The sequence below is a fragment of the Fontibacillus phaseoli genome (genome assembly GCF_003337355.1).
Lineage (GTDB): Bacteria > Bacillota > Bacilli > Paenibacillales > Paenibacillaceae > Fontibacillus > Fontibacillus phaseoli.
The window spans coordinates 143,410-160,568 of sequence record NZ_QPJW01000006.1; the positions used below are offsets into that span (position 1 = coordinate 143,410).

At 38.0% G+C, this 17,159-nt stretch carries 11 protein-coding genes; 9 read left to right on the plus strand and 2 right to left on the minus strand.

Translation table 11 applies throughout. The annotated features are described in order from the left end of the window. The first annotated feature begins 408 nt into the window (after positions 1-408). From DFP94_RS25720 to DFP94_RS16020, 8 genes are all read left to right on the plus strand, one after another. Positions 409-2,001 (plus strand): GIY-YIG nuclease family protein, encoded by a 1,593-nt coding sequence (locus DFP94_RS25720; RefSeq protein WP_245954876.1) that lies wholly within the window; start codon positions 409-411, stop codon positions 1,999-2,001. Positions 2,002-2,923: 922 nt separating this feature from the next. Further along, positions 2,924-5,278 (plus strand): hypothetical protein, encoded by a 2,355-nt coding sequence (locus tag DFP94_RS15990; RefSeq protein ID WP_114497461.1) that lies wholly within the window; start codon positions 2,924-2,926, stop codon positions 5,276-5,278. A gap of 656 nt (positions 5,279-5,934) precedes the next feature. Further along, entirely contained in the window at positions 5,935-9,015 is a 3,081-nt protein-coding gene (locus DFP94_RS15995) for a P-loop NTPase (protein WP_181873175.1), read from the plus strand. A 637-nt stretch (positions 9,016-9,652) separates the two neighbouring features. Then, positions 9,653-11,875, plus strand: a complete 2,223-nt coding sequence (locus tag DFP94_RS16000; protein WP_114497463.1) for an McrB family protein — start codon at positions 9,653-9,655, stop codon at positions 11,873-11,875. Continuing rightward, the gene (locus tag DFP94_RS16005; protein WP_114497464.1) at positions 11,847-14,231 is read left to right on the plus strand and encodes a restriction endonuclease-like protein; all 2,385 of its coding nucleotides are present in this window, start codon (positions 11,847-11,849) and stop codon (positions 14,229-14,231) included. The genes DFP94_RS16000 and DFP94_RS16005 overlap by 29 nt, the downstream gene beginning before the upstream one ends. 160 nt (positions 14,232-14,391) lie before the next feature. Beyond that, on the plus strand, positions 14,392-14,808 hold the full coding sequence (locus tag DFP94_RS16010; RefSeq protein ID WP_114497465.1) for a hypothetical protein: 417 nt from the start codon (positions 14,392-14,394) through the stop codon (positions 14,806-14,808). After that, complete coding sequence (locus DFP94_RS16015) at positions 14,801-15,022, plus strand: type II toxin-antitoxin system HicA family toxin (protein WP_114497466.1); 222 nt, start codon at positions 14,801-14,803, stop codon at positions 15,020-15,022. The genes DFP94_RS16010 and DFP94_RS16015 overlap by 8 nt, the downstream gene beginning before the upstream one ends. An 88-nt stretch (positions 15,023-15,110) precedes the next feature. Continuing rightward, a complete protein-coding gene (locus tag DFP94_RS16020; protein WP_114497467.1) occupies positions 15,111-15,410 on the plus strand; it encodes a DUF6809 family protein in 300 nt (99 codons plus the stop codon). 36 nt (positions 15,411-15,446) lie between these two features. Here DFP94_RS16020 and DFP94_RS16025 read toward each other — a convergent pair whose 3' ends face one another. Beyond that, the gene (locus tag DFP94_RS16025) at positions 15,447-15,914 is read right to left on the minus strand and encodes a hypothetical protein (protein ID WP_114497468.1); all 468 of its coding nucleotides are present in this window, start codon (positions 15,912-15,914) and stop codon (positions 15,447-15,449) included. A gap of 166 nt (positions 15,915-16,080) precedes the next feature. Between DFP94_RS16025 and DFP94_RS16030 the strand changes: the two genes are divergently transcribed. Then, entirely contained in the window at positions 16,081-16,617 is a 537-nt protein-coding gene (locus DFP94_RS16030) for a TetR/AcrR family transcriptional regulator (RefSeq protein WP_114497469.1), read from the plus strand. 157 nt (positions 16,618-16,774) lie between these two features. Here DFP94_RS16030 and DFP94_RS16035 read toward each other — a convergent pair whose 3' ends face one another. Then, on the minus strand, positions 16,775-17,152 hold the full coding sequence (locus DFP94_RS16035; RefSeq protein WP_114497470.1) for a hypothetical protein: 378 nt from the start codon (positions 17,150-17,152) through the stop codon (positions 16,775-16,777). Positions 17,153-17,159: the final 7 nt, after the last annotated feature.

Genomic DNA, 17,159 nt, shown 5'->3' on the forward strand with positions numbered 1-17,159 from the left:
TAAAATCAGGTTCTATGGGGAGGAAGAAGTATAGTTTGAATTACGTGTATAAGAAAAAAAGGGGGGCGGGCTCGGTTTCCTTCATATCGAAACTGAAAGTCTACAACCATTAAGTTTGCTTATTTTCTGATGAAGAAACAACAGGAATCTTTAAACACCCCTATCTTACTCATTGTAATTATTCCTTCTTCTACACGGCTACTTCTGATTCTAATTCGGTTAGCTGTAGTACCGCGTTGGGATAACATTGTCGTCAAAATCACTTCATATTTATCCAGGTATTTCTCGATCCATGAATAGTAGGAAAATGTACCCATATGTTGTACTATATTACATAGAAGGAGTTATGGCGACGCATGCTACGTTTTAATTTTATCTTACGAAATTTAATAGAAAATAGGTGATAGTATGGCGAGCTTCTTTAACCGGTTAAAAAGGATGTTTTCGTTAGAAAGTTCTGTGAATTCATTGCAAGAGGCTGTCGAGGAAAAAGAAAGACAACTAGCGGATCTGACAATGCAAGTTCAACAATTAGACCAATTAGTTTTAGAAAAAATGAACGAAGAGCGCATTGTAATGAGAAATGAGATAAATGAAGAAAGACGTGAACAAGAAGACCAGTTGGAAACTTTAAAGATGACTGCTCGGCAGGAAATAGAACAATCTAGAACAGCTCTAATTATCGAACTTGACCAATTACGCATGGATCATGAGAAGAAAATTCAAGTTATGTTACAGCAGGATGTAGATTTAGGACATGAACTTGCTGAGAAACAAGGCCAAAAGGAAAAGCTTGAAAAAGAGTTGAAACGTATAGTAACACAAATTAAAAAGGGGAAGGTAGAAAGCCTAGCGATAAAGAATTTGATAGAGCTTTTCCCCGAGTCAGTTAATTACGACAGGATCGAGGATAAGCTAAAGGATTTTGAGGCAGCATTAAATGATGAGGGTATTCTAGATACAGTCGTTCATTTGGATTTACACTTTAAAACGTCCAGGCAACTGCGAAGTCAAATGAACAGCAATAATAAAGATATCAAAAAACTTATTACAAACTATCACTCACGATATACCACAAAAGCGAATATAACGATCTATGATTTAATGGTCATCGGGTTACAGGCAGAACTTCAAAATATACTGTATACCTTAACATATACTAACTTAGATGATGCGTTGGAACGCTCAAAAGCACTGATACATAAATATTTGCAGATTGCTAGTAATGGTAATGCAGCGTTAATTAATACAATTACAAGATTCTTAATGGAGCTAGAAGTATTATTCGAACAAGCAATTCGCATTGAGTATAGCTACTATGTTCAGCGTGAGAAAGAGAAAGAAGAGCAGCGACGAATTCGTGAACAAATGAAACAGGAAGCGGAAGAGAAACGAATGCTTGAAGAAGAACGAAAAAAGATAGAAAAAGAAGAAGAAAAATATTTTGTGGAGATGAATCGTAATAAAGAGCTTCTCATGTCCGAAACGAACGAAGAAAAAATTAGAGAATTACAGGAGCGTATTTCATTGCTTGAGTCACAATATCAGGAGTTAGAAGAAAAGAAAGAAGAAATTATTAAACGCGCAAACGGAAAAGCAGGCCATGTGTATGTGATATCAAACCTGGGTTCCTTCGGTGATCATATGTTTAAAATTGGGATGACAAGACGGTTGGATCCGTCAGAACGGATTGATGAACTAGGGGATGCCTCAGTACCCTTTAAGTTTGATGTACATGCAATGATGTTCAGTAACGATGCGGTAGCTTTGGAACAACAAATTCATCAGCAGTTAGCTTTATCCCGAGTGAATAAGATTAATATGCGCAAAGAGTTCTTTTATGCTGATGTAGAATCACTTGAAAAGTTAGTCCAAGATATTGATCCAATTGCGGAATTCACCACGACTATGATGGCACAAGAGTATCGTCAAAGCTTATCTGTTACTTATGTTTCTAGTGACGAGGCCTATTTATTTGATGAAGAGGAGGAAGTTTCATAGGGCTCCATCACTATTTTAAAAACTAGTGCTGAATTATATCTTTGACGAACACTCTTAGCATCTTGCGGTGGCGAGTTGTTTTTTTGAACAGTCTTTGCCATCCTAATAATATATGCAGAAGACGCTTGCCTACGCAGGTGTCTTTTTTAATTCCAAAATCAGGATTTTGCATGCTAAAATAAATATTGAGTAGATTAGTATTTCAGTCTTAAGAGGGAACGAGTTGTTTTCTTTCTCCGAAAGTATCGAAAAGAGAACTCGGTCGATTCAAACCAGCTATCTTATTTTAATGACACTTGTGTTTTATGCTTATGTAATGCTGGACAACTTTCATCTAAATATCCGACTATTGGGAATCCAAAAGCCGTATAATGCAGGAAGATGTCGAAGCCATTCAACACCTTGGAACGTGGGTAACTTCCTTTGAGGAATTGTTTTTGCTGTATTCGTAATAGCCTTTATTGTCGTTCATATTTACACGCTAAAAAACAACAAGATCTCACTGCGCTTTTTAGGGTTGAATGCCGCCTTGTTTATGGGAATTGCCCTTATAAATTTCATTGTTTATCTGGCTACTTCCATGCCGATCGGCAATCTTATGCAGCCGTTAATGTTGCCGTCTTCCATGGTGATCGTACTTTTTGTATATGTACAGTTGTTGAAGTTGAAAAGGTAGGGATAATGGCGTTGCCCAAAACACGGACCCATGCGGTCGGTGTTTTTTTGTGCGGATAGAACGACGGCCATAAAGAAAAAGACCGAGGACTAGGCAGTCTTCGGCCTGGGGTATGCCAGGTTCACTGCTCTCATCATCTCCAAATGTAATATTAGAAAGTGACTTAATTCAATTACTTTCTACATTAAACTTTCTAAGCTTATTCTACAGTAAGGATATATTGATAAACTAAGGAGAGAAAGTATCATGGATATGTTGAAATTTATTGAAGACAACATCAAATTAGCTTTTTTTGTAATAATCACTATTACTATATTCAATTTATTTGTTAGACCTATTTATACACTCATAAAATTTAGATTTTTAAATAGTAAATGTAGAAAACTTATCTCCAAATCGATTGTATTGATATTTGTTAGAAAGGTAATTTTGCCTTTTGGATTAATTTCTATATTTGTAGCGATTCAACAAAAGTATAGTTTTATTCAATTTGGTGCTAAAGAGAATTACAACGCACTTGTTATCAGTATTTTAGCTTTATACGGGATTCTTTACACCTTTTTACAGTTTACAATTAGTTATGCCCTTCAAAGTCAACAAGATAAATACTGGGGACAAAGCATCACTAGAATGTTATTTATGGAACGCTTAGGATTTGGGATGTTTAGATCTGGTGTATTTAAATTGCTTTTAATATACGCCGTTGTTTATCCATTTTTGAGTAGAGCAATTCTTGTGATAATAAATAGAGGGCACTTAAATGGTAGTTTTGCTGAGGCTTTTTGGCAAGTGTGCATAGTTGTTATTTATATTCTCTATGTGCATTTATTTATACGAAGCTTAAATGGTATGAAAACAATGTATTCTGTTCAGGAACGTCGGGTTACATTTCTTGAGCGGAAAATTGAAGAGGAGGTGATAGAAAACTATAAACAATTGCTCGATTTATCATATGAAGATCGTACATCTCAATTTTTTCTTAAAAGTCTTTTCAGAGATCTAGATAAGTTACCTAAGGAAGAGCAATCAAAAATGCTCATGGGAGTTCTAAGGGGAGTTTTTGATTCAAATACACATAACTTGGGATATGAATGGGTGATGGTTAATAAATTCCCATTGTTGCAAAAAAAACGAGATATTTACACCCCTCATTACTTACACAAATTTTTTAATGACTTGTACTATGAAATTGATAACCGTGATATCGAGTTGAACATACGGGATTTATTAATGATTTATGAGTTACATGATAAAAGTGTCAGTGCGACTTTAAATGAATTTCATTCGGAACAAGATGACTCTTTCATTAATAAACTGGTTAAAGTCTATTCTACGCACAATGATAGAATTTTTGACGAATGTACTTATTTTGAGGTGCCAGCTATTATCATTAAGAGCCTTTCCTCTTATGAGGACATTGAATTGCTGCACCAAAATATGATTCATAGAAAGGGATTCGTTGTTATTGAAAAAGTTGAACGGTCCAAAGAATTTCAGATGAATCATTATGAAAAAAAGTTAGTCAGTAGCTATGATAGGTATTTAACAAATCTTTTAGATTATTATAAAAGTTATGTGGATGAGCTTAAGAAAAGAGCTTATTCTCGATTTTGGAAATCACTTCGATCAAATTTTAATAAAGTATACATGAATGAATGTTTAAGTGCATTTATTTACGAATATATTATTGATTTGGAATACACGGATCAAAACAAAAAATATGTTAATTTTATGGTGAAACAATTGGATTACAAATATAGGGTATCTATTATTTTTTATCATTTGCTCTATCCAAGTACTTCATGGAAATGGCAAAGTGATGTTCCTTTCTTAAAAGAAATCGCAACTAGTAATCAGCAAAACGAAGTTTTTACTTCTGATCTTGTAGACTTTGTGTGTCATACAATTAAAAACATTGGAAATATAGGTCATAAAATAGAAGATGATTTAATTAGATGGATTTTTCATCACAGAAAAATTAAAAACTTAAATGAGATTATTGTAAATGAATGCTTGTCAAAAAATATGACATATGTGAAATTGATTGAATTTAATTATATTTTTTCAGACTATCGTTACTACCTTACTGGCTTTTATGATTTTGATTTTAGCAAAATTCATTCATTAACACATCAAGATTGGACAATTGATTTTCTTAGAGACGTTCTTCGAACGCCTCATCTCTTGAATATAGAGTTTTTTTCTAGCCATCTGCTTCTATTTTGTGAGAATATATGTTATTTAAAAAGACATTTAGTATTTGAAAATGACTTCAGAATATTTTTTATTAATCGTTTTTTTAAATTCTCAGAAAGGGAATTTAATGCCTTACTAAATAACAATTATTTGTGTGATGGAATAATTGAGTTTTTAGTATTGCATTTATCAGACAAAGAATATGAATATTTAATCAATAATGGTGAACATTCTCGACGCTATGCTTTAAGAGTTAAAGAGATTATTTATAGGAAAAATGTAACCATTAATGATTATATAAGTCAACTTGTAGGTCAAGCCAACGAATGCAGGAAACATGCTATACCTGTAATGAAGGAAGGTGAAATTTTAGATCGATTGCAGAGTCTATTAAAAGCAGGCTAGTAATTGCTGAGGCAGAAGGAAAGTAAAAAAGAGAACAAGTTAAATAAGTATTAATTTTCTGGATTTTTCCTGATATTAGGTGTAACGTGTATAAGACTATTCGATCTACTACGTTGTTTTTTAGAGGCACTAGTTTACTTAATAGTTAAGAATGTCATTAATTCTAGCGAAAGTGGAAGGTCTTTATTCTTTAGTTAGTATCGCTTTATCTGCGCTTACTTATCTTTTTATTATTAATTCGAACATGTATTGTCCACTTTCATTACTATACTATAACCTCCTTGGCTTTGTATTCCTTTAGAAATTTAGGAAAGTGTACATTTTATGAGCTTGCCCCAATAATTTCTCCTAGAACTTGGATTTTTTTAATAATAATTCACTTATGAATATTTGGATTTGCAATGACTGAGGCTTTATCTACGTCTGTAGAAAAAGGCTTATATGCATCCGATACATTTAAGATGATGCTGAGCAGCTAATTGACGACAAGATACCTACTATTCGTATCGCAGCCCCAAGGTGAGGTGTTTTTTTAATCTTTGAAAAGGTAATTGAAGGAAATTGTCGAACTGTTTACATAGCGCCAGGGAAATTTTTATTAATTCCTTAAAGACAACATGTTAAAAGCATATAGATCAAATAAAAAGGGGATAATTATGGATATCGCATTTCCTTTAAAACAGGCCTTAGAAAATGGTTCATGTGTATTGTTTGTCGGAGCTGGCATGGGATATCATATGTTTGATCAAAATGGAAATAACATTCCTGATGCAAATAAACTGGCACAAATGTTAGCAGAGAAGTTTGACGTTCCAGTAAATGGATACTATGATTTGTCAAAAGTCTCACAATATATTGAGGTAAAGAAGAAAGGCAGGAAAGAATTAGTCTCATTTATACAGGAATGTTTGGTTGAAGCAGTTCCTGATAAATACATGATGTGGATACCGGCAATTAAGTGGAAAGCGATATTTACAACAAATTATGATAATACGATTCAAAAAGCGTATAACTTACACGAGTCACCACTTCAAAACTATGTAACAATTACGCGTTCAACAGGTATAAAGCATTTCAATTCAGATTTTGAGGTCCCTATATTTCATTTACACGGGGCATTATTTGAGGCTACTTCACCAGATATTATTATTACACAACACGATTATGTAAAATATAAAGATCAAAGGAAGATGATGTTTGAACAGTTGAAACATTACATGGCTGCTTCTTGTGTTTTATATATAGGATATTCTCATAATGATTCGAATTGGAACTTAGTTTTGTCTGATATCGAGGAGGAATTTTATCCAGAGTCCCCTCCATTATCATATAGAGTTGATCCATTTACTTCAGAAGTAGATATTGAGATCTTAAGGGCAAGAAATTTAGTTACGATTCCACAGAAATTTGATGATTTTGTAATGGATGCTAGCATTCAAATCGAAACAAATATAAATCATGATTCAAGTATAGTAACTCATGAGTCAAAAATACCCAGTAATCTTGTTTCACATTATAAAGAAAATGCGGTTGCTGTCTTGCGACTGTTATCTTCTTGGGAATATTTAAATCAAGTTAACTTAAGTAATGCAAAGCCTGATGTTACTAGTTATGTACGAGGAGACAAGCCATCTTGGGATTTAGTATTTAATGATACTTATTTCAAAAGAGATATTGAAGAGGAAGTGTATTTCTCAATACTTGACTATGTAACAGATACAAAGAAAAGCGTGAAAAATTGCATTGTTTCGGGTTCTGCTGGTTACGGCACAACAACTTTACTTATGACTTTAGCAAGTAGGTTAGTAAAAGATAAGGCAGCAGAAGTATATTTTCATAAAACTAATCTTGAACTCCGTGAAGGAGATATTTTCTATGCTCTTTCGCTAAGTTCTGAAAAGAGTGTTTTTTTTATTGATAATGCCTCTGATCACACCCAGACCATAAGAAATATCATACAGCAGGCAAGGGAATCAAAAAAATCTGTGTTACTAGTTTTAGGTGATCGAATAAATGAGTGGAGACAGGCTAAACCTACTGTTACTGGTGATAGTTTTGATATACTCCCCTTAAGTGATAGCGAAGTTGAAGGATTACTTGATTTTTTAGGAAGACACAATGAACTAAACAGATTGGAGTATCTAACTAGAGAGCATCAAATTGCATCAATAAAGAGAAATTATCAAAGAGAATTATTAGTTGCAATCAGAGAAGCTACTGAAAATAGAAAAATAGAGGCAATTATTGAAGATGAATATTATGGAATTAAAGATGAATTTGCTAAGAAAGTTTACTCAACTGTTTGCTGTTTTAATCAGCATGGAGCACTTATAAGAGTTGAACTGTTGGCAAAATTACTAGATGTAACGGTAATTGAGTTGTTTGATAGAATAAAAGGCTTTTTGGATGGGGTTATAGTTAACGAATGTATTGACGAAATGAATGGTGAATATGCATTAAGAACGCGCCATAGATTAATTGCAGGAATCGTTTGGGATAGGTGTTTGGAAGCATCAAATAAGGACATATTAATACATCAATCATTAGACCATATGAACATACTTCATAGGGTTGATAAATTTGCATTTGAAAGTTTTATTAGGTCTGAACGTTTCATTGACTCTTTAAGAACTTTAGAAAGCAAAATTCAATTTTTTGAAAAGGCTTGTAGAAAGGACCCAGACAATCCATATGTGAGGCAGCACTTTGCTAGAATGTATCTTCGCGAAGATATTGATACTACGGCATTAACTTTAATAGAAGATGCCATAAAAATGAATGGAAAACTTCGCGTTCTCTATCATACGAAAGGTTACATTCTGCATCAGATGGTGCAAAGCTCAGAAAGTGAAGAAATTGGAAAGAGAAGACTGCTCCAAAGTGAAGATGCATATTATACTGGTTTAAAAATGAATTCTAACGATGAATATTGTTATCAAGGTTTAGCGCAACTTTACTTAGCATGGGCTAAAAAGGTAAATGATGAGGAACAAAGAACCGTATATATTGGTAAGGCAGAAAATATAATAAATGAGGGCTTGAAAAAAGTAAGGAATAAAGAAGGCCTATGGATAGAATCTGCTAATATTGATTCATTTATTAGAGATCACTTTGCACGTATCCGCTCATTAGAAAATGCTGTAGCAAATGCACCAGGAAGCATTATTGCAAGATATTTACTTGCAAAAGCATACAATTTAAACAATGAGTTTGAAAAAAGTAAGTCAATACTTTCAATTCTGGTTAGAGAGAATCCTGATGAGTATAGACCTAGTATTGAGTACGCTTTTACAATAATTAGAGCTGGCGGGAGTTTGGAGAGCGCAATTGCAATTTTAAGTCAAAGTACACTTTATGGATATTCAGATCCTCTCTTTGTTGCAACTTTAGGGGGATTGCTGTTCCTTAATAAGGAATTTACTAAAGCTGAAGATGTTTTTTATGAATCAGTAAAGAGAGAATTTTCAAATGCTCGTATGATACTATTTGATCCAGAGGATCGCCTCGAAAAAAACTTTGAGTATGATGCAGTAGTTAAATATGTGGGTGACAGGTACTCCTATTTATTTATTGCTGGTTTTCCTGATATTTATTGCCCATCATCAAAATATCACGGACTAATCTTAAAAAGAGATATGCGTGTACGTGTTACAGTTGCCTTTACTCCTCTAAGGCCAGTGATAAAAAAGGTTTCAGCTTTAATGTCAACAGTGCAATTGAATATTAATGTGAAATAACTGTTGAGAAAATGTATTGTCATATTTTTGGTCACTCTTTCATTTTTGAATACTGGGCACTCGAACGTAGAAATTCAAAATCATCAAAAAAAGTCTTGTCCTAAACAAGGCTTTTTTTATCTGAAAAAACATATATCCAATTGCAGCAATCAGTCAGAGGTTCTATCTTACAGAGGGTCGGATATATAAATTTTTAAATAATTTGGTTGAAGTATGGCCGTCTGAATCTGTCAACTCTTTGAGTTGTTTCGTTAGTTATGTAATTTATAGTTCGGATGGAAGAGGGAGGTAACCATATGATGACATCGAGTAATAATGATAAGGACAGCTCGTGTACTGGCACTTTTTTTGCTTTATAGTCCATGTTAAGGGTGAAACAACCACCTAGGGTTACTCTACTTATTCTTGGTGATTTCATTATAATCCATTCGTATAACATTCAGTAAAAAATGTAATTCAACATCAGATGAATAAGGCCTTCGAGAGATCTCCTAATTAACTCTCTAAATTATATAGTAATATGGAGAATAAAGATGGTTAGAGTGTTATGACTAGGTATAATTAGTCCATGATATCATTTCTTCTCACCCATCATTTTCCGCTATAATATACCTATCACTATCCCGGAGGGCAAAGCATGTCACTTCCAGTCGAACTTTCAACTATATTCCGCAACAAGCAAAAATCCTACAAAATGGTCCTTGTGCTTGCGATGATTGATACGTGGAAGGAAACACAGGATCAAAGTCTTAAGCTAGACGATGTTGCAAGACGGTTCTTAACTTACTATCAACATAGAGAGGCCAATAACCTTGCCGTAGATTCATCGCCACCTAGAGTAGCAGTCCGGTGGGAACTCATGAGCATATCCCAAGTAAAATCTCTTCTAGAGACTCCAATAGAGGCGCTTCGTTCGATTGTAATTAAACAAGCGGGTGGGGCTTTTTTGACATTTGCAGAGTCGGTTTGGTCAAAGGGGGCAGAGGTATTGCCGGAACTTCAGGATTATGCTAATCGAGAATTAGAATTGTATCATAGTCACCTTGGGTCTGAGCAGGGATTGGGCTTCTCGCTTAAAGAGAGCTTAGACCATATCTTACATACATACCACGAGGCTAAGTCTGAATCCTTTGCTAATCATCCTTTAGGTGCTTTATTCAGAAAAATACTACCGGAACAGCTTCGATTACTTCCTTTTGTTTCTGAGCATATCCGAATTCAAGGCTCGGTTGGGAAGGGGAATTGGGCGGGGGTGCCATGGATAGCACTCATGGATACGCGAGTTACGAAGTCTACACAGTACGGGGAATATATTGTTTACTTATTTGCGGAGGACATGAGCGCGGTTTACTTGACTTTTAACCAGGGAGTGACTAAACCAAAAACTGATCTAGGAAAAAGGGAAGGCTATGCTTTCTTAGAACAAAAGGTACTTGAACTAAGAGAAGGCCTGAATTTTGAAGGTTTTTCTACAGATGAGGATATCCATCTTACTTCTGCTGGCTTGGGTCGTGACTACCAAGTATCTACTGCCGCTTATAAGCGGTATTATGCGTCTAATATTCCGAACGATGATCAATTAGTTGCTGATTTAGAACAATTGATGGCGACTTATCAAGAGTATGTTGATCGGTTACTTCAAACAGATCAGGTAGACGATCCTGAATACTCTTTGGAAACGGTGGAAGAGATCATGGATGAACAGGCAATCCGCGAGCGGATCGAATACATAAAATCTTACATTCAGCACAAAGGTTTCGCTTATCCTCCAGGGTTGATAGAAAACTTCTACCTCTCCCTCAAAACCAAACCCTTCGCAATCCTAGCTGGGGTCTCTGGAACGGGGAAAACCAAGTTGATCAAACTTTTCGCAGAGGCGATGGGAGCTACTACACAAAATGGCCAATTCACATTAATTCCTGTTCGGCCGGATTGGAGTGATCCTTCGGATTTAGTTGGCTACAGTGATTTGTCAGGTAAGTTTCGTCCAGGTCGTGTAACTGAGGTGTTATTGGAAGCTTCGCAAAACCTCAATAAGCCTTATTTCATATGTCTTGATGAGATGAACTTGGCTAGAGTGGAGCATTATTTCAGTGACATGCTCAGCATTCTCGAGACACAGGAATGGCAGGATGGCAGCATTGTTACTGCTCCGATCATTCACGACAATTCCCTTGTCCAGGAAGAGGATCAAGTGGTCTACGGTAATTTGTCGATTCCCGAGAATGTCTATTTAATTGGAACGGTTAATATGGACGAGACGACGCATCCTTTTAGCAAAAAGGTGCTGGACCGAGCGAATACGATTGAGTTTAATGATATCTTTTTAGCTCAATTTCCGGATGAGGAACTAGGGATGGCATTAAGTCCTGAGTTTACTCCAAATCAGTTCCTAAGAAGCGACTATCTTCAACTAGTGGATGCCTACGGTGTCGAATCGAAACCGCTTATAACTAGAACAACTAACACCTTAGTGCAAATCAATAGCATTTTAGAAGAAATCCATGCCCATGTAGGGTTTCGGATTCGGGATGCCGTATGTTTCTATATGCTGTATAGTCAGCGATACGAGTTGTTTTCCGAAAATGAGGCGTTTGATCACCAACTGCTCCAAAAAATACTGCCACGCATTCAAGGTAGCAGCGCTTCAATAAGAAGGGTTCTTTTGAAATTGATGAGAGAGTGTGTAGGCTCCTCTTTTGTAATCAATGAGTATTTAGAAAATGTAGACTTGCTTTTTGATGAGGGTAAATTACATAAACTTATTACTCAGGCCGAGTATCCTCAAAGCGCAAGAAAAATCGCTTCTATGTTACGGAGGCTAGAAGAAGATGGATTCACCTCTTACTGGTTATCGTAATGCTCCGGTAGAGCTTCTAAGGATCGAGACGAACCTGTTTAATTTATATATTCAGGGGAAGCCGTTTCATCCGACCGTAGAGACTTTGCAGCTTCATCGTCAGGCCGGGGATGTGTGGGCTGATGCCCATTTTCGCGTCGAGCTTCCTTCTACTAAAGTGGGAATTAGCTCAATGCAAGTCTTTTCTCATCAAACGTTAGGTCTTCAACCATGGGATGGCGGTGCGGGTCAGACAGAGCCTTTATTTTACGAAACGCAAGCTTACGAACTCATCGTGGAAAAGAAGCAGGATCTACCGTTCATCTTTTTTCATGAGAATATGCATCTTCGGCAAGCTATTAAACCCTTGGGGAAAATGCTACTGTCTGGGGTGTTAAATTTTCAAAATGAAGTGGGACTGACTGAGCTAGAACTTCGCCTTCATGGAGAGGTGCTTATCAAGCTGCAAATCGAAGTGTTTCCCTCTAAAATGGATTATAAGCGGGATTATGAAGTGATTTTGCGTGAGGTCAATGAGCAAATCTATAATCTTTCTTTTGATTTTTTGCGCAAGACTTATCATCTGACTGGATTACGGGAGACCCGGCATCAGAGCGTGACGGAGTTTTTCACGATATTGCAGCAAGTTTTTCAGCAGTTAATGCAAAGCGTCGATCGCATCAAAAGTGCTCCCCATTACAAAATGAGAAGTGAATCCCGCAAAGTGGAGGCTTCGAGAGCGAGGAGAGTGGGGAAGGAGAATATAGCCTTTTTGCGCAAAAGGCCGGAGCTTTTTGTTCAAGGGCAGCAACAACCTACTCATGTGCTTGAAACCAGGCGTTATATGGATTTTGATACGGTGGAGAACCGTTTCATTCGCTGGGCGTTGCTTCGCATATCCTCGAAATTAAAGGAGATCCGTATGCATGCGGCAAAAAGGGGAAACCCGGATTCCGTGCTCTTAAAGAAAATTGATTTCATGGGTTCGCAGTTACAACGACTGTTGAAGCATGATTTTTTAATCGTTGGGGATATGAAGCAGGCTTCCTTAACCCTCGTGCTGCAAATGGCTCCGGGCTATCGGGAGGTATACCGGATTTATCTCTTGTTGATGAAGGGCCTTTCGATTCAAGGGGATCTATTCCGTTTATCGATGAAAGACTTGGCGCAGCTTTACGAATATTGGTGCTTCCTAAAAATCCATGAGTTATTGCATCGTAAATATGAGCTCGTGAGCCAAGATCTGATCAAGGTGAATCGGAATGGTTTATTTGTCACGCTGGATCGCGGGCAAAAGGCCAAAATGGTCTATCGAAATACACGAAATGGAGAGGTATTTACCCTTTTCTATAACTCGCTCCCTAAGGGGGACACTACGTCAACTTTGGCTCAAAGACCGGATAATGTGCTTACGTTAAAAAAGAATGATGCTAGTGTGGAGTACAAATACATTTTTGATGCAAAGTACCGCCTAAACCCAGCCTATGAGGGGACTCCTTACTGGGGAAAGTACAAACAGCCGGGTCCAGAGGAAGAGGATATTAACACAATGCATCGCTACCGGGATGCGATTGTCTTCAAAGATCATCGAAACGGCGAGTACGAACGGAGTATGTTTGGTGCCTATGTGCTTTTTCCTTACCCGGATGAGGAGAGATATAAGGAGCATCCATTTTATAAAAGCATTCAGCTAGTCAATATCGGAGCCATCCCGTTGTTGCCGAATGCCACGGATCTCATGGAGCAGCTTTTGGACGAAATGATTCAAGACAGTCCAGAAAAAGCCTATGAACGCTCGACCCGGCCTCGTGGGACGAAAGAATATTATTATAACAAGTTCTCAGGCAAAAATGTTCTTGTCGGTTCGCTGAGAGGGCCGTCACAGTTGGATATAGCTTTAGAACATCGTTTCTACCATATGCCGCTTAAGAATATCGCGGACCACAAGCTCTTAACCCAAATCGAGTTCATTGCGATGTGTCAGTCACGTAAGAAGTTCCAAGGCCCAGGTAATACGGGTATCCACTGGTTCGGCAAAGTCCAGGATTGGAAAGTTGTCCGTAGAGGAGAAATCACCGAACGACCTGCACGGCCGGGAACGGAAGAAGAACTGTATGTGAAGTTTACAATAGAACGTTGGGATCGGCGGGATCAGTCGATCGCTTTAGGTGGGCGACGTATCTATACGTGCCTGTATACCAGCAAGTACATGTTTGACCGTGCCAGAGAAATTGCGGAACTGAAGCTAGAGAATGAAGAGGATCTAAGGCAGTGGCGCGAAGCCCGTAGAATGGGCAAAGTTAAAGTACAACTAGATCACACGCATGTAGATTTGGCGGGGCCTGTAGTGGGGATTCGGGTAGAGGATCAATATTAGAGGACATAGGTCTCAATCACCCAGAATATTTTAATAAGGCACCTTAAAGGTGTCTTTTATATTTTTAAGGGTTATTTTTTCTGGTTAATGAATAAAATGTGAAGTACATAGTGTACATTATGTACATAATTATATAGAATGGAGGTGAGGAGGGATGAACATGCAAACAATGCTGAATGCAACAGATGTAAGAGCCAATTTTGGCGGATTCATAGATACAATCGTTCGGGAGAAACCTCAGGCGATTAAAAGAAATAGGGATGTGATCATGGCATTCTCTAAACAACAGCTTAGAGAATTGCTTTCGATTTATGAGCTGACATTTGAGTATGAACAAGATGAAGATGGAAGATATGCGGGATCTATTGAGCAAATTGAGGACATTGTTGCAGATGGTGAGACACTGGAGGAACTTAGAAATGAATTGGCACGGCATTTAGTTGAATATGCCATAGACTATGAGAATAATTATGCCCAATACTACAATACCCCTAACCGCCACAAACATGCACCTTATGTGCTGCGTGTCTTGCTTGAAGACGATACAGATGCGGTTGCAAGGATGTTCCATGCCTAGTTGGAGCGATCTTGAGAATTTCTTAAGGCGCGACGGTTGGGTTATGATCCGGCAAACAGGCAGAGATAAATTGTACCAAAAGACTCTGCCTAATGGAGAGATACTTCGATCAGCGGTCTCTAAAGGGACAGGTGAGATCGGAAAAGGTTTATTCAATCGGATTTTAAAGCAGCAGTTACGGGTAGACAAAGAATATTTTAATTCGAAAAAATAATTGGGTTGAGTTATCTTAAGCTATACGCATCCACGTACCACACCCTACTCCCACCTCTGTTACTATAAAAACAAAAACGGAGGTGCCCATGCCTACCCTTCTAGAATCTCTATACTACGGCAAACTAATCCCTAGTGAATCGACCGTCCCCCAAGACCCGAATTATTGCCAACTAAGCAGACAAATATCCGAATCCATGGACACATGGAAAAGCAAGCTCTCCGAAAAGGATTTCGAAGAGCTTGAGTCTTTGTTCGATTTGTACCAGCAGCTTCAAGGAATGGAGCTGGCGGCTTCTTTTGCACAAGGGTTCCGGCTGGGGTCGGCTTTGGTCTTTGAGGTATATGCAGATCGGCATGTTCGAAGTTGTGAGAGCGACGGGGATTAGCCCCTCCTACTCAAGTTTTTGACGTCAGACTTGCCTTCACCTCAATACCCCACGCCTCTTCATCAAACTGCAATAAATGAACAGTCCAACTGTCATCACTAAAATCCCTATATCAAAAAAGGATATCCAAGGCCCCAGTACATGCCAACGATCCATAAATGCAAATGTAGTCAATTCTAGGGCAAATATCGAAATAGCAGAAATAAGCGAGGTCTGCACGGCCCAGCGGGAGCGGATTAAAAGTAATATCGGCGCAATGAGACCGCAGAATACATTTAGGGTCCAGAAGATTAAAGGTACAGTAGGGTAATCCGTGAAATATTCGAATACATTCGCGCCGTAATTTTTAGTGCTGTAATAAGCCTCATTATATCCAAACATCATAAAGTAATCGTAAATGCCGTTTGCGTAGACGAATATAAAGAATAGCCCTATTAGCCAAAGATGCCAGGGTGTTCCGATACGTTGGATTGCGGTCTTGAATCTTAAATTTCCCTTATTCATAGATTCCTCCGGTTTCTAATTGGCAGCGTTGTATTGTGTCACAATTGTGTAATCATGTATAGTATAGGCCTGAGGGTGTGCTTAAACAATAATCCCCAGACAAGTGCTACATTTCCTTTGTTTTTGTGACAGAATCTATAGGCCGATTTGTACCGGGAGGACATACATGAGAAAAGGTCAAACCCATCCTTCATCGATCACCTCGAAAAATATGCTTGCCCAAGGACTTGTCGGGCTTTTGCGGGAGGAAGAATATAAAGATATTACGATTACCAAGTTATGTGACCATGCACAAATTGCGAGAAGGACTTTTTACCGGAACTTTGAAACGATTGAGGATGTTCTTGCCTATTCGATTGCCGGGATTATGGGTGAGTTTGTTAAAGAACTTAATGCACACGTTTATGAGGATCTCAGGACGGTTGCCACGGTTTATTTTGCTTTTTGGGAGAAGCATGCCCGGTTGCTGTTGTTACTAAGTAAAAATAACTTGATACATATCGTTTTTACGCAGTATATTCACTATTTGCACCAGTTTCCGAAAACCTTATGGCTCAACGGAAAGGTTCCTCCCGATGAAGGGAGTTTTGCGGTTAGGCTTGCCTACATATCCGGAGGGTTATGGAGCGTGCTGACGTACTGGATCTCATCCGGCTGCCAGCAATGTCCAAGTGAACTTGCTGGTATCATCAGCGGGGAATGACATTACAAGAGCGATTCGGGGATTGGGAGGGAACGCATTCGTCATGGCATTGTAACAATCGTTATATCGGTCAACCTCCGGGTCAGGTGGTAGTCGTAAGCCGCGAATCCGATTCGGAGATGCCTTCCTTCATAGGAGTTTTGCAGCTTTATTCATATCAAGGCTTAGCCTTGTTGACGGCATTTCTTATCTCCTGAACTTCCCTCTCCGTTGCCTGCTGGGACTGTTGGATCGCTTCCAGTTGCTTCTCTATGTTGTTCAATTGGAGCTGCGTTTCCTGGTGGATTTTTTTGGTTGCTCTTTGTGCTTTGGTGTTATCCACTAATACGCAAATGGTAACGCCGGCACTGAAGATCGTCAGGCCTCGGGCCAGTTGATCTACATCCAGTTGTTTGATGGATATGACGCAATCGGCGACCCCGGCCCCAATCAGGAAGCCTCCAATAATCATCACGGTATTCAAAACCCACTTTTGTTCTTTTATGGTGCTTATATCCGGTTTGCTGGTTAACATATTTGATAGTATGCGCTTCATGGTTGCC

Coding starts and splice junctions, on each gene's coding strand:
- DFP94_RS25720 (WP_245954876.1), top strand. CDS start 409: ATGGCGAGCTTCTTTAACCGGTTAAAAAGGATGTTTTCGTTAGAAAGT.
- DFP94_RS15990 (WP_114497461.1), top strand. CDS start 2,924: ATGGATATGTTGAAATTTATTGAAGACAACATCAAATTAGCTTTTTTT.
- DFP94_RS15995 (WP_181873175.1), top strand. CDS start 5,935: ATGGATATCGCATTTCCTTTAAAACAGGCCTTAGAAAATGGTTCATGT.
- DFP94_RS16000 (WP_114497463.1), top strand. CDS start 9,653: ATGTCACTTCCAGTCGAACTTTCAACTATATTCCGCAACAAGCAAAAA.
- DFP94_RS16005 (WP_114497464.1), top strand. CDS start 11,847: ATGGATTCACCTCTTACTGGTTATCGTAATGCTCCGGTAGAGCTTCTA.
- DFP94_RS16010 (WP_114497465.1), top strand. CDS start 14,392: ATGCAAACAATGCTGAATGCAACAGATGTAAGAGCCAATTTTGGCGGA.
- DFP94_RS16015 (WP_114497466.1), top strand. CDS start 14,801: ATGCCTAGTTGGAGCGATCTTGAGAATTTCTTAAGGCGCGACGGTTGG.
- DFP94_RS16020 (WP_114497467.1), top strand. CDS start 15,111: ATGCCTACCCTTCTAGAATCTCTATACTACGGCAAACTAATCCCTAGT.
- DFP94_RS16025 (WP_114497468.1), bottom strand. CDS start 15,914: ATGAATAAGGGAAATTTAAGATTCAAGACCGCAATCCAACGTATCGGA.
- DFP94_RS16030 (WP_114497469.1), top strand. CDS start 16,081: ATGAGAAAAGGTCAAACCCATCCTTCATCGATCACCTCGAAAAATATG.
- DFP94_RS16035 (WP_114497470.1), bottom strand. CDS start 17,152: ATGAAGCGCATACTATCAAATATGTTAACCAGCAAACCGGATATAAGC.